Annotated in this window: 18 protein-coding genes; 11 read left to right on the top strand and 7 right to left on the bottom strand. The window is 63.2% G+C overall.

What is annotated here, in order from left to right; genetic code table 11:
- The first annotated feature begins 172 nt into the window (after positions 1 to 172).
- Genes LPJ38_RS20125 through epsC form a run of 6 tightly spaced genes read left to right on the top strand, consistent with a single transcriptional unit; the run spans position 173 to position 5617 of the window.
- The gene (locus LPJ38_RS20125) at positions 173 to 1045 is read left to right on the top strand and encodes an ABC transporter permease subunit (protein ID WP_208750612.1); all 873 of its coding nucleotides are present in this window, start codon (positions 173 to 175) and stop codon (positions 1043 to 1045) included.
- Positions 1042 to 1770 carry an ABC transporter ATP-binding protein gene (locus LPJ38_RS20120; protein ID WP_145639705.1) on the top strand — a complete coding sequence of 243 codons (729 nt, stop codon included), beginning with the start codon at positions 1042 to 1044 and terminating at the stop codon, positions 1768 to 1770. Before LPJ38_RS20125 ends, LPJ38_RS20120 begins: the two co-directional genes overlap by 4 nt.
- Positions 1771 to 1787: 17 nt before the next feature.
- Entirely contained in the window at positions 1788 to 2792 is a 1005-nt protein-coding gene (locus tag LPJ38_RS20115) for an NrtA/SsuA/CpmA family ABC transporter substrate-binding protein (RefSeq protein WP_145639708.1), read from the top strand.
- Between the two features lie 22 nt (positions 2793 to 2814).
- Complete coding sequence (locus LPJ38_RS20110) at positions 2815 to 4047, top strand: acyl-CoA dehydrogenase family protein (protein ID WP_145639710.1); 1233 nt, start codon at positions 2815 to 2817, stop codon at positions 4045 to 4047.
- A 46-nt stretch (positions 4048 to 4093) separates the two neighbouring features.
- Positions 4094 to 4666, top strand: a complete 573-nt coding sequence (locus LPJ38_RS20105) for a flavin reductase family protein (RefSeq protein WP_145639712.1) — start codon at positions 4094 to 4096, stop codon at positions 4664 to 4666.
- A gap of 6 nt (positions 4667 to 4672) precedes the next feature.
- Positions 4673 to 5617: a serine O-acetyltransferase EpsC gene (epsC, locus tag LPJ38_RS20100; RefSeq protein ID WP_145639714.1), complete on the top strand. Its 945-nt coding sequence runs from the start codon at positions 4673 to 4675 to the stop codon at positions 5615 to 5617.
- On the opposite strand, the gene LPJ38_RS20095 is transcribed toward epsC, so the two are convergent.
- Genes LPJ38_RS20095 through LPJ38_RS20075 form a run of 5 tightly spaced genes read right to left on the bottom strand, consistent with a single transcriptional unit; the run spans position 5614 to position 9337 of the window.
- Positions 5614 to 6480 carry an ABC transporter permease gene (locus LPJ38_RS20095; RefSeq protein ID WP_145639716.1) on the bottom strand — a complete coding sequence of 289 codons (867 nt, stop codon included), beginning with the start codon at positions 6478 to 6480 and terminating at the stop codon, positions 5614 to 5616. The two genes, epsC and LPJ38_RS20095, sit on opposite strands and share 4 nt — an antisense overlap.
- Positions 6473 to 7333 carry an ABC transporter ATP-binding protein gene (locus LPJ38_RS20090; RefSeq protein ID WP_145639718.1) on the bottom strand — a complete coding sequence of 287 codons (861 nt, stop codon included), beginning with the start codon at positions 7331 to 7333 and terminating at the stop codon, positions 6473 to 6475. Before LPJ38_RS20090 ends, LPJ38_RS20095 begins: the two co-directional genes overlap by 8 nt.
- The gene (locus tag LPJ38_RS20085) at positions 7330 to 7620 is read right to left on the bottom strand and encodes a hypothetical protein (protein WP_231088352.1); all 291 of its coding nucleotides are present in this window, start codon (positions 7618 to 7620) and stop codon (positions 7330 to 7332) included. Before LPJ38_RS20085 ends, LPJ38_RS20090 begins: the two co-directional genes overlap by 4 nt.
- A gap of 8 nt (positions 7621 to 7628) precedes the next feature.
- Positions 7629 to 8387: an ABC transporter substrate-binding protein gene (locus LPJ38_RS20080; protein WP_231088351.1), complete on the bottom strand. Its 759-nt coding sequence runs from the start codon at positions 8385 to 8387 to the stop codon at positions 7629 to 7631.
- 23 nt (positions 8388 to 8410) lie between these two features.
- Positions 8411 to 9337, bottom strand: coding sequence for a TauD/TfdA dioxygenase family protein (locus LPJ38_RS20075; RefSeq protein ID WP_145639720.1), 927 nt, complete (start codon positions 9335 to 9337; stop codon positions 8411 to 8413).
- Between the two features lie 506 nt (positions 9338 to 9843).
- Between LPJ38_RS20075 and LPJ38_RS20070 the strand changes: the two genes are divergently transcribed.
- From LPJ38_RS20070 to LPJ38_RS20050, 5 genes are all read left to right on the top strand, one after another.
- On the top strand, positions 9844 to 11187 hold the full coding sequence (locus LPJ38_RS20070; protein ID WP_145639722.1) for an LLM class flavin-dependent oxidoreductase: 1344 nt from the start codon (positions 9844 to 9846) through the stop codon (positions 11185 to 11187).
- A gap of 37 nt (positions 11188 to 11224) precedes the next feature.
- Positions 11225 to 12040 (top strand): MetQ/NlpA family ABC transporter substrate-binding protein, encoded by an 816-nt coding sequence (locus LPJ38_RS20065; protein ID WP_145639724.1) that lies wholly within the window; start codon positions 11225 to 11227, stop codon positions 12038 to 12040.
- 36 nt (positions 12041 to 12076) lie between these two features.
- Positions 12077 to 12403 (top strand): hypothetical protein, encoded by a 327-nt coding sequence (locus LPJ38_RS20060; protein ID WP_145639726.1) that lies wholly within the window; start codon positions 12077 to 12079, stop codon positions 12401 to 12403.
- 199 nt (positions 12404 to 12602) lie between these two features.
- Positions 12603 to 12767 (top strand): hypothetical protein, encoded by a 165-nt coding sequence (locus LPJ38_RS20055; RefSeq protein WP_158644789.1) that lies wholly within the window; start codon positions 12603 to 12605, stop codon positions 12765 to 12767.
- Between the two features lie 55 nt (positions 12768 to 12822).
- Positions 12823 to 13332, top strand: coding sequence for an Lrp/AsnC family transcriptional regulator (locus LPJ38_RS20050; protein ID WP_145639728.1), 510 nt, complete (start codon positions 12823 to 12825; stop codon positions 13330 to 13332).
- A 324-nt stretch (positions 13333 to 13656) separates the two neighbouring features.
- On the opposite strand, the gene LPJ38_RS20045 is transcribed toward LPJ38_RS20050, so the two are convergent.
- Positions 13657 to 13899: a Clp protease/crotonase-like domain-containing protein gene (locus LPJ38_RS20045; protein ID WP_231088349.1), complete on the bottom strand. Its 243-nt coding sequence runs from the start codon at positions 13897 to 13899 to the stop codon at positions 13657 to 13659.
- Positions 13900 to 14085: 186 nt separating this feature from the next.
- Positions 14086 to 15186, bottom strand: a complete 1101-nt coding sequence (locus LPJ38_RS20040; RefSeq protein WP_145639731.1) for an NADH:flavin oxidoreductase — start codon at positions 15184 to 15186, stop codon at positions 14086 to 14088.
- Between the last annotated feature and the right edge of the window lie 54 nt (positions 15187 to 15240).

Genomic DNA, 15240 nt, shown 5'->3' with positions numbered 1-15240 from the left:
ACAGCCACGCTGCGACGACAGCAGATCACTCCGGATCTGACGACAATTGAAATACCGCTCTATTTCTGTTGGCCCGATTTCGTGGGACATTTTGTAGAGACGGCATGTGATTGCCGTCGCGCTTCCTGCGTCAGATGCAGTGCGTGAAACGAGGTCTCGCGTCTTGAGCAATATGGAACTGAGCGGCATCGACCGCACTGTGATCGGTGCGGACCGCGCGCCGTCATCGCAAAGGGCCGACAGCGCACTCGCTCCGACCGCCACGAAGGGCAAGCTTGGCACTCGCGGCCTTCAGCTTCTGTCGTGGTTCGCCCCAATCGCGCTTGTCGTCATCTGGGAATGGCTGGCGCAGGCAGGATGGCTCTTGCCGCAAGTTCTGCCCGCACCGAGCAAGGTGATCCGCACCGCCTTCAAGCTTGCAACCACGGGCACACTGCTCAACGATCTCGGCGTGAGCCTGCTGCGGGCGGCGGCAGGATTCGTGATCGGCACGGCCATCGGTGGCGGCCTCGGTATTCTCGTCGGCTTCTCCCGCATCGCCGAAGCTCTGATCGACCGCAGCGTGCAGATGATCCGGGCCATCCCGTTCCTCGCAGCGCTGCCTTTGGTCATCGTCTGGCTTGGCGTCGGCGAGACCCAGAAGATCTTCCTCGTGGCCCTCGGCGTCACCTTCCCGATCTACATCAACACGGTCCTCGGTATCCGCCAGGTCGATCCAAAACTGCTCGAACTCGGTCGCGTCCAGGGTCTGAGCTCGCTTCAGCTGATCCGCCGTATCATCCTTCCCGGCGCATTGCCGTCGATCCTGACCGGGGTTCGCTCTGCGCTGGCGACGGCATGGCTTGCGCTGGTCGTCGCTGAAACCATCGGCGCGCAGTCGGGTATCGGCTTCCTCGCGATGGATGCGCGTGAGTTCCTGCGCACCGACGTAATCGTGCTGACGATTGTTATCTATGCGCTCATTGGCGTCGCGGCCGATGGCATCGCCCGCTTCCTTGAACGGCGCCTGCTCGCCTGGCATCCGAATTATGGGGCAGCACGATGAACGCTCACGTGGCTCCACTGTCGCCCGCTTCATTCGAAACCGGACCGGCCGTCGTCGTCAGCAATCTCGTTCGCAGTTACGGCAGCCGCGTGGTGATCGAAAAGCTGAACCTGCGCATCGAGCGGGGCGAGTTCGTTGCCCTGCTCGGCGAAAGCGGCTGCGGCAAGACGACATTGCTGCGGGCGCTCGCCGGCTTGGACTCGATCCAGGGCGGGCGCATCGTCGCGCCACGCCGGCCGGCGGTGGTATTCCAGGAGCACCGGCTCCTGCCCTGGGACAGCCTCTGGCGCAACGTCTCGCTTGGTTTGCAGGTGCCGGACGCACGCGAGCGCGCGGCCGAAGCGTTGACCGAGGTGGGCCTCGGCGACCGTCTCGACGATTGGCCGCGCAATCTTTCCGGTGGACAGGCCCAGCGCGTCGCGCTGGCCCGCGCGCTGGTGCAGCAACCAGAGCTTATGCTGCTCGACGAGCCGTTTGCCGCATTGGACGCGCTCACCCGCATCCGCATGCATGAGCTCGTTCGCGAGCTCGTCGCCAACCATCAGCCGGGCGTTCTGCTCGTCACGCACGACGTCGACGAAGCGATTGCTCTGGCGGATCGCATCCTGGTGATGCGGAACGGCGCCATCGCCTACGAGCACCGCGTCGCACGCAACGGTTCGACACCCATCTCGCGTAGCGAGCTCCTTGCCGAGCTCGGCGTGAATTCGCACTCCACCCATTAATTCAACGGAAGGCCATCATGTCCGACTCTTCCATCGCCAAGCCGTCCCGCCGCAGCTTTCTCAGCACCGCGGCCTTCGGCGTGGGCGCCCTCGCCGGCCTGAACATCGGCGACTTTGCCGAGGCCGCAACTGGCCGTACGACCGACACAGTGCGCCTGACCTGGGGCATGAGCGGTCTCAATCTTATCGCCAAGGAACGCGGCGAGTTCGAGAAGGTGCTGGCCAAGGACGGCATCAAGGTCGAATGGCTCGGGCCCTTCCCGAACCACGCCCCGACATTGCAGGCCGTCACCGGCGGCAGCGCCGATTTCAGCTTCGGCGGCAGCACGACGCCGGCGCTGGCCGCGATCATCGCCGGTTCGCCGCTGGTGTTTACCCAGTTCGTGGTTTACGAGCCCCGCACCACGGCGATCATCGCCAAGGACGGCTCCGGCATCGATAAGGTCGAGGACCTCGTCGGCAAGTCGGTCGCGGTCAACCGCTCCGGCCTCGGCGAATTCCTGCTGGTGGCCGCGCTCGAGAAGCACAAGGTTGACCGGTCCAAGGTCAAGTTCGTCTATCTCAATCCGCCCGATGCGGCACCTGCGCTCGCCTCCGGCAAGGTCGACGCCTGGTCGATGTGGAGCCCCGGCGTCGATATCGCCCGGCTCGAATACAAGGCGCACGACATCTTCCTGGAAGGGAGGGACCTCGACTTCCAGATCGACTACACCTCGTACCTGACCACCCGCAAATTCGCCACCGACAACCCCGCCCTCGTGCGGGCCGTCAACGATGCGTTCCGCACCGAAGGCAAGTGGATCTCGGAGAACGGAAAGGAGGCGGAGTACATCGCCCAGAAGGCGGGCAAGTACAGCGACGAGGTCCGCGATCAGTTCATCGCGCTGAAACGCAAGTACCGCTACTTCGCGGTCAATGACGAGCGCTTCATCAGCGAGCTGCAAAAGGCCGCCGACTGGCTGGTCGCGCGCAAGGTTCTGCCCGAGCCGGTCAAGGTCACCGACCATCTCGCCCAGCTCTAGGGACGTGACCAAGAGGCCAATCATGAACAAGACCGTATTCGTCCCCTCCCTCGGCACATCCGAGCCTCTCAAGACCGGCTCGCCCGAGCTGGAAGCGCTGCTCAGCCAGATCGCCGAGGGTGCGAGCGCGCGAGAACGCGACCGCGTGCTGCCCTTCGAGATCATCGACCTCGTCCGCCGCGCCCGTCTCGGCGCGCTGCGGCTTCCGGTGAGCGCCGGCGGCGCCGGCAGCACGATCCGCGATCTCTTCGCTTTCGTGATCTGCCTCGGCGAGGCCGACGCCAATGTCGCGCATATTCTGCGCAACCATTTCAGCGTGGTGGAACGGCTGGTGCGTACGCCCAAGGATGAGCAGAGCCGCGCGTGGCAGAAGGCTGTCGCGCAGGGCGCGATCATTGGGCTGGCCACCACCGAGCTCGAAAGCCCCCGCGTCGGCAATGTCACGCCGGGTACGACCTTCACGCCTGATGGAAACGGCGATTACCTCCTGAACGGGACCAAATATTACAGCACCGGCACGCTGTATTCGGACTACGTGCTCGTCCGCGCCGCCGATCCTGATGGCATCAGCGGCGCGACCATCGTTCCGATCAAGCGCGATGGCATCGAGCTGGTCGACGACTGGGATGGGCTCGGACAGCGGCTCACCGCAACCGGCACGACGCATTTCCGCAACGTCAAGGTCAAGCGCCAGGAGATCGTCTTCGACACTCCCGACACCGGCTACGGCGTGCCTTACTCCAACACGTTTGCGCAGTTGTTCCTGACCGCGGTCGTTGCCGGCATCGCGCGCGCGACCTTGCGGGACGCCACCGCGCTCGTCCGTTCGCGGAAGCGTACCTTTTATTATGCGCCAGCCGAAGTTCCGACCGACGATCCCTTGCTGCAGCAGACCGTCGGCCAGATCGCCAGCGGTGCGTTCGCGGCCGAGACCGTGGTGCTAGCAGCGGCCGAGGCGCTCGATGTCGCGACCGATGCCTTCGACGCGGGCGCATCGAACGCCGCGGAAGCCGCCCACACCGCCGCCCTGCTCTCGGCCAAGGCCAAGATTATCGCGGACGATTTCGCCATCCGCGGCGGCAGCCTGCTGTTCGATGTCGGCGGCGCGTCGGCGACCAAGAAGGTCACCAATTTCGACCGGCACTGGCGCAATGCGCGCACGCTATCCTCGCACAATCCAACCACCTACAAGGCGCGCTCGATCGGCCAGTACGAAATCAGCGGCACGCCGTTGCCGGCCAAGGGCTTCTTCTAGGCTGGATGGCGCCGCATTCGCCGGTCCGACGCAAGGAGAGACAGACATGGGAAGGTCGGACATCCATCTCGTCACTGACAGCAATGAGATCGAGCACCAGTTCCGCGCCGTGATGCGCCGGCTTGCCGGTGGCGTCAGTATCATCACGGCCGGCCGCGACGACGACATCACGGGCATGACGGTCACGTCGCTGACCTCACTCAGCGCGAGCCCGCCGCGCGTGCTGGTCAGCCTCAATCGGCAGGCCTCGTCATTCGCACTGATCGAGCGCTTCGGCACGTTCGGCGTGAACATTCTCGGCTCCGACCAGCAGGATCTGGCAGACCGATTCAGCAACAGTCTCCTCAAGGGACCACAGCGCTTCCAAGGCATTCCCTGGTCCGCCGGGATCTCGGGCGTGCCACTGCTTGGAAACTCGCTCGCGACCGTCGAATGCCGGGTCGAGGAGATCATCGAGCGCTATTCTCACGGAATCATCGTCGGAAGCCTTTTGAGCTTCGAGCTGTCGCCCCAGCTCTCCGGCCTGGTGTACTGGAACGGCCAATACATCGAGATCAAGCATGACTTCGACCTCGATCTGCTGGCCGAGATCAGCATTCCGCTGGCGCATGTCAGGTGAGGCGGCATGAAACACGACTTGGCCCGCGAGTCCTGGGACGACAAGGAGCTCGATAGCCCGACACAGAAGCGCTGGCAGCTCGAGCAGCTTGTCGCCGCACTCCGCATCTCCCGCGAGGAGACCCACAGCATCCGCCGGGACGGCGAGGCGCGCCGGGCGCCATCGCGCGAAGCCCTTCAGGCGATCCTGGACGGCCTGACCGAAGCGCTATTCCCGCGCCATTACGGCCAGTTCGACCTCGACGGGGAGAACATCGACTATTTCGTCGGTAACCGCCTCAGCATCGCGCTCGACGGCTTGTGTGAGCAGGTTCACCGCGCCGCGCTCTTCATCGGTGACGAGCTCACGGCCGGCTTCCGGCGCGACGACGCAATCGACCTGACACGCCGGTTCGCCTCGCAACTCCCGGACGTGCGCGGGTTGATCATCAGCGATCTCCGCGCCGCCTTCGTCGGCGACCCCGCCGCCAGGAACTTTCCTGAGATCCTGATCGGTTATCCCGGCATGACCGCGATCATCCACCACCGGCTGGCCCACATCCTCCATCAGCTCGACGCACGGCTGATTGCGCGGCTGATCGCGGAGATCGCCCACACAAGGACCGGCATCGACATTCACCCTGGCGCGAGCATCGGGTCCGGCTTCTTCATCGATCACGGCACCGGCGTGGTGATCGGCGAGACTGCGATCATCGGGGACAACGTCCGCATCTACCAGGCCGTGACGCTCGGTGCGCGCCATTTCCCGACTGACGATGACGGCCATCTGATCAAGGGCGACGCCCGGCATCCGATCGTTGACGATGATGTCGTGATCTATGCCGGCGCCACCATCCTCGGGCGGATCACGATCGGCCGGGGCTCGACCATCGGCGGCAACGTCTGGGTGACCCAGGACGTGCCGCCGAACAGCATCGTGACGCAGGCGACCGCCCGCAACAAGCCTGGCTAGACTGCCGGCGCCTTCCAGCGCATCAGGCGACGCTCCAGCGCCTCCAGGATCGCGTTGAAGGTGAGACCGATCACGGTGATGCCGAGGATCCCGAAATACATCTGCGGGATCAGGAAGCTGTACTGGCTGTTGATGATGAGATAGCCCAGCCCCGATTTCGCACCGACCATCTCGGACGCGACAAGGACCAGCATCGCCGAGGCGCTTGCCAAGCGTATGCCGACGAAGATCGTCGGCAGCGACGCCGGCAGGATCACCTTCCGGAACAGCTGGCTTGGCGTTGCGCCCATCGTCCGTGCCGACTTGACCAGAAGCGGATCGACTTGGCGGACTGCAGCGATTGTGTTCAGCAGCAGCGGCCAGGCGCAGCTGTAGACCACCATGGTGACCTTCGAGAGCTCGCCGATCCCGAGCAGCAGGATGAAAACCGGCAGCAGCGCCAGCGGCGCCGTGTTGCGCGCGATCTCGATGACCTGGCTCAGGAGATTGCCCAGCCCAACATACCATCCCGTCAACACACCCAGCGGCACGAACAGGGCAATGGCAATCAGGAAACCGCTCAGGGCCCGAAGCAGGCTTGCGCCGACGTGGTCGTAGAGCTCCCCACTCTGTGCAAGCTGCCAGCCCGCGGCGATCACCTCGGAGAACGGCGGCAGGAAGGTTACATCGATGAGACCGAGGCGCGGAGCCGTTTCCCAGAGGACCAGGAACAGCAGCAACAGCAGGGACCGCTGTCCGATGATGGCAAGCCAGCGCACCAGGCTACCCGTCGCCGCGGCAACTACGCCGGCGCGTTGCCTGGCCCGGTCCTTCGGGCTCCCCTCGGCCAGTTCCAGCAGCGTCAGGATCTCCAGATTAGACATGGGCCAGCTCCTTCGCCTTGACGATCCGCTCGCCGTCCGACGCCGCCACCTGAAAACCCTGCGCTTTCAAGACCTCGTCGCGCAGCAAGGACCAGACTTCGTGGCGTACCTGCCCAAACGCCGGAAGCGATCGCACATCCTCGGTCTCGCTGTGCAGCTCATCGGGAATATCGATGACTTGCTTGATGCGGCCGGGGCGCGAGGTCATCACCGCCACGCGCTGACCAAGGACCACGGCTTCGTCGATGCCGTGCGTGATGAACAGGATGGTCTTTCCCGTGCGGCGCCAGATCCGCAACAGCTCGCCCTGCAGTGTCTCCCGCGTCTGCGCATCGAGCGCCGCAAACGGCTCGTCCATCAGCAGCACCTCCGGATCATAGGCAAGGCTGCGGGCGATCGCGACGCGCTGCTTCATGCCGCCGGAGAGCTCGTGCGGATAGCGGTCGGCAAAGCCGGACAGACCGACCAGGTCGAGATAGTGCAGCGCCCTCGCCCGCCGCTCCCTGGCCTTCAGGCCGGCAATGTCGAGCCCGAACTCGATATTTTGCGCAGCCGTGCGCCAAGGAAACAGCGCATATTGCTGGAACACGATGCCGCGATCGCGCGCCGGACCCTCGATGATCTTGCCATCGAGCAGGATGCGACCGCTGCTCGGCGTGGTGAGGCCGCCGAGCAGGTCCAGCAAGGTCGACTTGCCGCAGCCGCTCGGCCCGACCAGCGCCAGGAATTCGCCGGTCCGAACATCCAGCGTGATGTCGTCGAGCGCGGTGAAGCGCTGCGCCGGCCCGCCATCCTTGCCGCGGACCAGGAAGTCCTTGCGTACGTGCTCGAAGCGGATCTTGGCCGTCGTCATTTGGCCTCCGCGGTCTTGCCCGGGCGGAAATAGTTGAACGCGTTGGTGTAGAGGTCCGACGGCTTGAGCTGGTCCTGCTTCAAGAGGCCATCCCTGACCAGCCAGTCGATCCAGACCTGGAGCTCGGCATCGCCGATCACGCCGCCCTTGGTCGCGACGCCCGTGCTCCTCCAGTACTTGATCGGGGTGGCGTCCTCGTTGCGCTTGCGCTCAGCGATGACGCGCTCGAAGCGGGCACGGACCTCCTCCGGCGGTGTTGTCTGAGCCCAGTCGATGGCACGAGACACACCCTCGATCAGCTTGGGGACGTATTCGGATTGTCCTTGATGAACTTGTCCCGCAGCACATAGGCCCCTCCGGTAAAGTTCCCGAAGACGTCCGTATCTGCAAACAGCCGCCGAATGCCGCCGCGCTCGAGTGCCTTGTCACGCAGGACGCCGCCGAGCGTGCTAAGCTCGACCTGCCCCTGCCGCAGCGCCTGCTCACCGGTGACCGGCGGGATCGCAACCAGCGTCACCTGCTTCGCCTCCGCCGGCGTCAGGCCGTTGCGAGCCAGGTACTCGCGCAGCACGAATTCATGGTGCGCTCCCAGCGTATTGACCGCGACCTTCTTGCCGATCAGGTCCCGCGCGGTCTTGATCGGACTATCCTCCTTCACGTAGTAGCCGCTGTAGGTGTTGTCGTCCGAACCGTAATAGCCGACCACCGCCTTGATCGGCGCCTTGGCGGCGATCAACTTGATGATCGCGCCGTAGAACGCACCGCCGATGTCGATATCGCCGGTGACGACGGTCTGGATGTCCTGCGGTCCGCTGATGGTGTTGCCAACCCATTTGAGCTTGAGCGGCGCGAGATAGCCGAGATCATCGGCCAGCTCGATGAAGGTCACCTGACCTGCCCACCCCTGGTAGCGGATCTCGGTCTTCTCAAGCTGCGGGTCGGCCGCAGCGCTCCCGACCAGGCTCGTCAGACCTAGAGCCGCAAGGCCAAGTTGCCGGCTTCTTGCACCGAGCGCGGCAACCAGCCGGCGCAGAGCGGAGATAGCAATTCTCATCGTGTTCACTCCATTGCTCGTTTTCAGGCCGCCTTCGCCTGCGGCTTCGCCACCTTGATGCGCGTGACGCTGCTCCGTCCGTCGATGCTGACAGGTACTTCGCCGTCGATGGTGGCGCGCCGGACCACGCGGTGCTGATCGCCATAGTCGTTCACGGCGTAGTGCTGGGTCGCGCGGTTGTCCCAGACGACGACATCCCCCTGCCGCCAGCTCCAGCGAACCGTGTTCTCCGGCGCCGTGATGTGCGACTGGAACAGGTCGAACAGCTTCTGGCCGTCGTACTTCGACAGTCCGACGAAGCGCTGGACGAAATTGCCGAGCACCAGTGTGCGCTCGCCGGTTTCGGGATGAACGCGGACGACGGGATGCTCGGTCTCGTAGACCGTCGCCGTGAAGACCTCCTCGAATTGCTTCCGGTCGGCCTCGCTCGCACGGGTCTTGACCGCATAGTCATAGGCATTGCTGTGCACCGCCCAGAGCTCGTCGGCGAGCTTTCGCAACGGAGCAGGCAGGTCGAGATAGGCGGCAGCCGTGTTCGACCAGATCGTGTCGCCGCCGAACTCGGGGATCACGACGCCGCGCAGAACCGAGATCTTCGGATAAGCGTCGACGAACGTGACGTCAGTGTGCCACTGGTCGGCCCGTCCGCCTCCGCGCGCGGAGTCGAGCTCGAGGATCGAGGCCGTGCCCTTGGTGGCGCCGACCGTCGGATGCGGCACCAGCTTGCCGAGCCGATGGGCAAAACGCTCCTGCTCGGCGTCGTCGAGATGATTCTGGTCACGAAAGAAGATAACCTTGTGCTCGAGCAGCGCCTGGTTGATCGCCGAAATCGTCCGATCCGGCAGATCGCCGGAAAGCTTGATGTTCCTGATCTCCGCGCCTATACGCGCCGATCGTTTGACGATATCCGCGCGTGGAATGACGTTGTCGATGGTGATTCCGTCAGTCATGTCATCTTTCCCGAGACCGCGATCCATTTGGACAAGGCTCCGCCGTTCGCCGATCGCAGTTGCGATGACGGAGTGAAGGACAGTGATGGTGCGATCGATCCTCTTGCGAGACTACCGTCCGCTCTGACGGCAATCCCGTCTGGCGGGACCTTTCCGTGGAGGCTACGTCAATGCAGCCTCGTGCTCAGTCAGCGAATGCTAGCTCACGGCTTTCGGAAATGGCTTCCAAAGATTGAACAGTGCGGGGAATAGTTGCATTCGCGAAAACAGCGACAGAAAAACGCAGAACCGCTCTCGGCGTAAACCACGGTATCGCCGCCGCTTAGATGGCCGTCTGGACGTGCGCATCTCGAATCCACAAACAGACGCGCCACGTGCGCTCTCCGCTTGCAGGCTTTCCCGAAAGTTCATGCTCGCATCGAACTCAACAACGCAATTCCATTCCATCGACAACGATGCGAGCGCCGACATAGATTTTGCGCAGGCCGCATACAGGGCGTTTCGACATGAGCAATCAACGGCAGCTTGTTCTCAATCTCTTCATCTATCCCGGCGGCCATCACGAAGCTGCCTGGCGCTACAAGGGGTCGTCCGCGGAGCGCATTCTCGACATCACCTATTATCAGGAGCTGGCGCAGCGCGCCGAGGCCAGCAAGTTCGACGCGATCTTCTTTGCCGACGGGCCGGCGCTGGCCGACAACGTCCGCTACGCCCAGCGTTTTCGCTTCGAGCCGATCACCTGGCTGGCGGCGATCGCCGCGGTGACGAAGCGTATCGGCCTGATCGCGACGGCATCGACCACCTATACCGAGCCTTACAACCTCGCGCGCATGTTCGCCTCGCTCGACCACCTGAGCAAGGGCCGGGCCGGCTGGAATATCGTGACGACCAGCGCCTCACAGGCCGCGCAGAACTTTGGATTGCCCGAGCACCCGCCCCACCACGAGCGCTACGAGCGCGCCCGCGAATATCTCGACGTGATCTCACGGCTCTGGGACAGCTGGGAGGACGACGCGCTCGTCAACGATCCTGCCTCGGGCATCTTCGCCGATACCAGCAAGATCCATACGCTCGACCATGTCGGCAAGCATTTTCGCGTTCGCGGCCCGCTGAACATCTCGCGCACGCCACAGGGTCGGCCGGTCTATGTGCAGGCCGGCTCCTCCGACGACGGCCGCGCTTTCGCCGCGCGCTTTGCGGAAGCCATCTTCACCGCGCACCAGACGCTGGACTCCGCCAAGTCCTTCTATGCGGACATCAAGCGGCAGGCCCGCACCTTCGATCGCGGCCCCGACGAGATCAAGATCCTGCCCGGCATCAGCCCCTTCATCGGCAGCACGCAAGCCGAGGCGGACCGCCTCCAGGACGAGTTCAATGAGCTGATCCAGCCGGAATATTCCCTGACGCAGCTGCGCCAGATGATCGGCGTCGACCTCACCGGTTACGATCTCGACGGTCCCGTGCCGCGCCATCTGATCGACACCGCCAGTGCGCGTGGCGTCGCCAGCCGCTTCAAGCTGGTGGTCGACATCGTCGACCGCGAGAAACCGACGATCCGCCAACTGGTCCAGCGCCTCGCCGGCGCGCGCGGCCATTGGGTCATCGCCGGCACGGCGGAAAAGATCGCCGACAACATCCAGGCCTGGTTCGAGGGCGGTGCGGCGGACGGCTTCAACGTGATGCCGCCCTGGCTGCCCGGCGGCTTCGATGTCTTTGCCGAGCAGGTCGTCCCGATCCTGCGCAAGCGCGGCTTGTTCCGCGAAGACTACACCGGCACGACGCTGCGCGAGCATTACGGCCTCGCCCGCCCGGCCAGCATCTATTCCAACCAGGCCAAGGCGATCGCCTGATACCGCTCTCCCTCCAAACTGGAAACTGTAAGAAGACATGAAGACCGCATTGTTCCTCCTCTCCGGCCTTTTGGCTCTCTCCCCGCTCGCCACCGGAAACTCCCTGGCGCAGCAGCCCTCGAAGCCCGAGTTGCGGGTCGGTTTCGTGCCAGGTCCGTACATTGACGAGTTCAAGATCGGCGTCGAGCCTGAGCTCAAGAAAAAGGGCTACAAGATCCGCTATGTCGAATTCTCGACCGGCCTTGAAGCCAACAACGCAGTGTTCAAGTCCGAGATCGATGCCAATGTGATGCAGCACACGGTCTTCCTCGAGTCCTATAACGAGCGCCAGAAGACCGATCTCGTCGGCATCGTCCACGTTCCGACGCCCCCGATGGGCCTCTATTCGAAGAAGCACCCGCTGGGCACGCCAATCAAGCCGGGCTCCAGCGTCGCGGTGCCGAACGATCCCGTCAACCTCCAGCGCGCGCTGTGGGTGCTGCGCGATCTCGGCCTGATCGAGATTCGCGACAGCAAGCCGGTCGACGTCACCGAGCTCGATGTCATCAAGAATCCGGGTGGCATCAAGATCGTGCCGCTCGAGGCCGCGCAGGCGCCGCGGGCGCTCGACGATGTCGACTTCGCCGCTGTCCAGGGTAATTTTGCGATCTTCAGCGGTCTAAAGCTGACCAATGCCTTTGCGCTGGAGAAGATGACCACGCCCTACATCAACGTGCTCGCCGTGAAGAAGGCCAATGCCAATGCCGAATGGGCACAGGACATCGTCGCCGCCTACAAATCGCCGACGTTCAAGACGGCGATCCTGGCCGACCGCTTCTATGACGGGTTCACGCTGCCCGACTACATGAAGTGAGGGGATCGCGGAACAGCAGTGAGACGGAGCGTCAGCATGTTCGAGTTCACACTGGAATGGACCGGCCTTCGTTCTCCCGTTGAGCGGGCGGCCGACGCGCTAGCGGTTACCGATCGCATCGGCTGGCATCAGGCATTGATCCTCCCGCTGGTGCTGCTGATCGCGTTCCTGTTCGTGCTTGGCCTGATGACGAGATCGCACCTGCATGAGCGCGCCGACCGCAGCCTTCTGTATGCATCGTTCGGCAGCATGGGCCTGCCCATGCTGCCGCTGGCGCCGGACTCCTGCCGTAGACCGCTGAACGCCGGCTCCACCCCGCGTCTGCAGCACGCCGACGTGCTCGCGCTGCTCGAGAACGAATGATCTGACGCCTCCGCACTCCCCACACCGCATGAAAAATGTTCCTTGCGAAACGGCACTGTGGAATTTTGTGCTCGAACAGATGACACTCTCAGTACGATCCAACCAAACTGAACGTGGCCAACGGCTGGCGATGTTCAACATGTTACCGCTCGTGTTAGCTTTGTCGTGTTCTCGCCCTACAATGTTGTCCGGAGTGAACATGAGCTACGTCGTATCGCTGCATTCAAGCTTCGCCAGCAGGTTCGAACAGGCACGTAAATGGTTCCGGCGCTCCCTGCGGCCGCAGACGGGCGGCCCGAGCGATGACCGCAGCGGCCGCCAGGACGATCTTTACGAAATCTTCCTGTTCGGGCCACACGGCTGACAATCCCGCCCAAGCGCCGGCCCCCAGCTTCCACTGACACAAAGGTAATCAGACAATGTCCGACGCTGCGCTGCAGCTCGCCGAGACTGGCCGCCGCCTCGACGCCATCGACCGCAAGATCCTGACGGTGCTTCAGGAGGACGCCTCACTCTCGGTGGCCGAAATCGGCGACCGGGTCGGCCTGTCCTCCACGCCCTGCTGGAAGCGCATCCAGCGCCTGGAAGCCGACGGCGTGATCACGAAGCGCGTTGCGTTGGTCGACCAGAACAAGATCGGCCTCGGCCTTTCGGTGTTCGTCTCGGTGGAAAGCTCCGATCATTCCGACGCCTGGCTGAAACGCTTCGCCGCGGCGGTCAGCGCCATGCCCGAGGTGATGGAATTCTACCGCATGGCCGGCGACGTCGACTACATGCTGCGCGTCGTCATTCCGGACATGCCGAGCTACGACGTGTTCTACAAGAAGCTGATTCATGCCGTTCCGCTCAAGAACGTCACCTCGCGTTTCGCGATGGAGAAGATCAAGTCGATCACGGCTTTGCCGGTGCCGGCCGTGACTGTGGAGTAATTTCGACAAGCGGTGAGACTGTATCACGCTACAAACTTCCCCATAGCGCACCAAAGCACCCTCAACCGAGATGCTATAACTCCTCTCGCTTCTAGGTGGAATAGAGCGCTCGGTGAGGTTTTTGGCGCTGTTTTGCGGCCGGCTGCCATTGCCCGCCGCCACGCCAAATATGCTCTTCTCTCGGACATTCGTATTTCGCGGCTTGTCGCTGCGTCCACCTTTGAACGTCTGCTTACACTGGTCTTGATGGGACTTTTCTTGATCTCCCGGTGATCTGAATCCAGGTGGTTGCCTGCATGCCGCCGACAGCCACATAGACGATCATCAGAAGTCCGACGCGAAGAATTTCGGCATATCCAGCCCGGCCGTGAAATCCGGACCCTCAGCGCAGAGAACCCCGACCCAATAGTCGTCGGTGCGATCAAGAAGCGTCATCGCATCCGACATCTGCGCCATCATCTGCGGGCTGAAGGAGTTCTTCTTCGCCACGTTGTCGATGATGATCTTGAACACATGTCCGTGCACCTCGGTGCGGATCTGGCCGACCTGGGTCTTGGCGTCGCTCATTGTTCGTCTCCAAATTGCTTCCAGGCGAGTGCGCAATGACGCGCATGCCCCTCCCGTCGACCGGCGTGCGCCGATCTTCTTTGGCTGCCAGCTTGGGCAGATCGCCGAAATACCGGCCACCAAATATTTGGATAACCTTTATTCAGTGGCGACGCACCGGCCTCGCAAACCTTCATCGCTCAGCTTTTAGCTCAGCGCAGCGAACGCAGTCCGTTCGAAGGCCATCAATTCGTCCGTCCGACCGTCGCGTATCTTCAGGAGCCATTGCGGATCCTGAAGCAGCGCCCGCCCGACCGCGACAAGATCGAACTCCTCGCGATCGAGGCGGCGGATCAGTTCGTCGAGGGACGCGGGACGGGAGCTCTCCCCGCCATATGCGGCGATGAACTCGCCGGTCAGGCCGACCGACCCGACCGAGATTGTCGGCACTCCCGTCACCTTTTTGGCCCATCCGGCGAAGTTCAAGTCGGAACCATCGAACTCCGGCTTCCAGAAGCGCCGTTGCGAGCAATGCAGAACATCTACTCCGGCGTCGACCAGCGGTTTGAGCCAGGCTTCCAACGCGCGAGGCGTCTCGGCCAGCTTCACTTCATAGTCCTGCTGCTTCCACTGGCTGATGCGGAGCAGTATCGGAAAGTCCGGTCCGACCGATTTGCGAACCGCGTGGATGATATCAGCGGCAAACCGCGCCCGACCCGGCAGGTCCTTGCCACCATAAGCATCCTCGCGGCGATTGGTGCCCGCCCAGAAGAATTGATCGATCAGATAGCCGTGCGCGCCATGCAATTCGACGGCGTCGAATCCCAGGCGCTTCGCGGCAAGCGCTGCATCGGCGAAGGCGCGAATGGCGTCGGCGATGTCCGCTTCGCACATCGGCTCGCCAAATTTCTTCTCCGGTCGCGACAGGCCGGACGGACTGTCGTAGGGACCCGAAGGAGCCCAATCCTTGGCGCGGGTGCGAACGGCTCCGACATGCCATAGCTGCGGTGCCATCAGCCCACCCGCGGCATGCACCTCGTCGACCACACGCCGCCACCCCGCCAACTCCTTCTCTCCGTGAAAACGGGGAACGTTCGGATCGTTCAGGGATGCCGGACGATCCACGCCCGTACCCTCCGATATGATGAATCCGACCGCTCCTTCGGCACGCCGGCGGTAATACCGCGCGACGTCTTCGGTCGGGATTCCGCCCGGAGAGAATGAGCGCGTCATCGGCGCCATCACGACCCGGTTCGGCATGGTCAGCCCTTTCAGCTTGAAAGGTCGGAAAAGAACGTCGCTGGACATCCGTGCTCCATGAGTAAGTTGGTCGTGTTACGGGCTCAAATCACCCGCGCTGCA

The sequence above is a fragment of the Bradyrhizobium daqingense genome, assembly GCF_021044685.1.
GTDB lineage: Bacteria > Pseudomonadota > Alphaproteobacteria > Rhizobiales > Xanthobacteraceae > Bradyrhizobium > Bradyrhizobium daqingense.
Note: the sequence above shows the minus strand (reverse complement) of the source record. Positions and strands in the feature narration are given on the sequence as shown.

Coding starts and splice junctions, on each gene's coding strand:
- LPJ38_RS20045 (WP_231088349.1), bottom strand. CDS start 13,899: ATGAGCGACGCCAAGACCCAGGTCGGCCAGATCCGCACCGAGGTGCAC.
- LPJ38_RS20120 (WP_145639705.1), top strand. CDS start 1,042: ATGAACGCTCACGTGGCTCCACTGTCGCCCGCTTCATTCGAAACCGGA.
- LPJ38_RS20070 (WP_145639722.1), top strand. CDS start 9,844: ATGAGCAATCAACGGCAGCTTGTTCTCAATCTCTTCATCTATCCCGGC.
- LPJ38_RS20055 (WP_158644789.1), top strand. CDS start 12,603: ATGAGCTACGTCGTATCGCTGCATTCAAGCTTCGCCAGCAGGTTCGAA.
- LPJ38_RS20090 (WP_145639718.1), bottom strand. CDS start 7,333: ATGACGACGGCCAAGATCCGCTTCGAGCACGTACGCAAGGACTTCCTG.
- epsC (WP_145639714.1), top strand. CDS start 4,673: ATGAAACACGACTTGGCCCGCGAGTCCTGGGACGACAAGGAGCTCGAT.
- LPJ38_RS20040 (WP_145639731.1), bottom strand. CDS start 15,186: ATGTCCAGCGACGTTCTTTTCCGACCTTTCAAGCTGAAAGGGCTGACC.
- LPJ38_RS20115 (WP_145639708.1), top strand. CDS start 1,788: ATGTCCGACTCTTCCATCGCCAAGCCGTCCCGCCGCAGCTTTCTCAGC.
- LPJ38_RS20110 (WP_145639710.1), top strand. CDS start 2,815: ATGAACAAGACCGTATTCGTCCCCTCCCTCGGCACATCCGAGCCTCTC.
- LPJ38_RS20105 (WP_145639712.1), top strand. CDS start 4,094: ATGGGAAGGTCGGACATCCATCTCGTCACTGACAGCAATGAGATCGAG.
- LPJ38_RS20075 (WP_145639720.1), bottom strand. CDS start 9,337: ATGACTGACGGAATCACCATCGACAACGTCATTCCACGCGCGGATATC.
- LPJ38_RS20095 (WP_145639716.1), bottom strand. CDS start 6,480: ATGTCTAATCTGGAGATCCTGACGCTGCTGGAACTGGCCGAGGGGAGC.
- LPJ38_RS20065 (WP_145639724.1), top strand. CDS start 11,225: ATGAAGACCGCATTGTTCCTCCTCTCCGGCCTTTTGGCTCTCTCCCCG.
- LPJ38_RS20060 (WP_145639726.1), top strand. CDS start 12,077: ATGTTCGAGTTCACACTGGAATGGACCGGCCTTCGTTCTCCCGTTGAG.
- LPJ38_RS20050 (WP_145639728.1), top strand. CDS start 12,823: ATGTCCGACGCTGCGCTGCAGCTCGCCGAGACTGGCCGCCGCCTCGAC.
- LPJ38_RS20080 (WP_231088351.1), bottom strand. CDS start 8,387: ATGAGAATTGCTATCTCCGCTCTGCGCCGGCTGGTTGCCGCGCTCGGT.
- LPJ38_RS20125 (WP_208750612.1), top strand. CDS start 173: ATGGAACTGAGCGGCATCGACCGCACTGTGATCGGTGCGGACCGCGCG.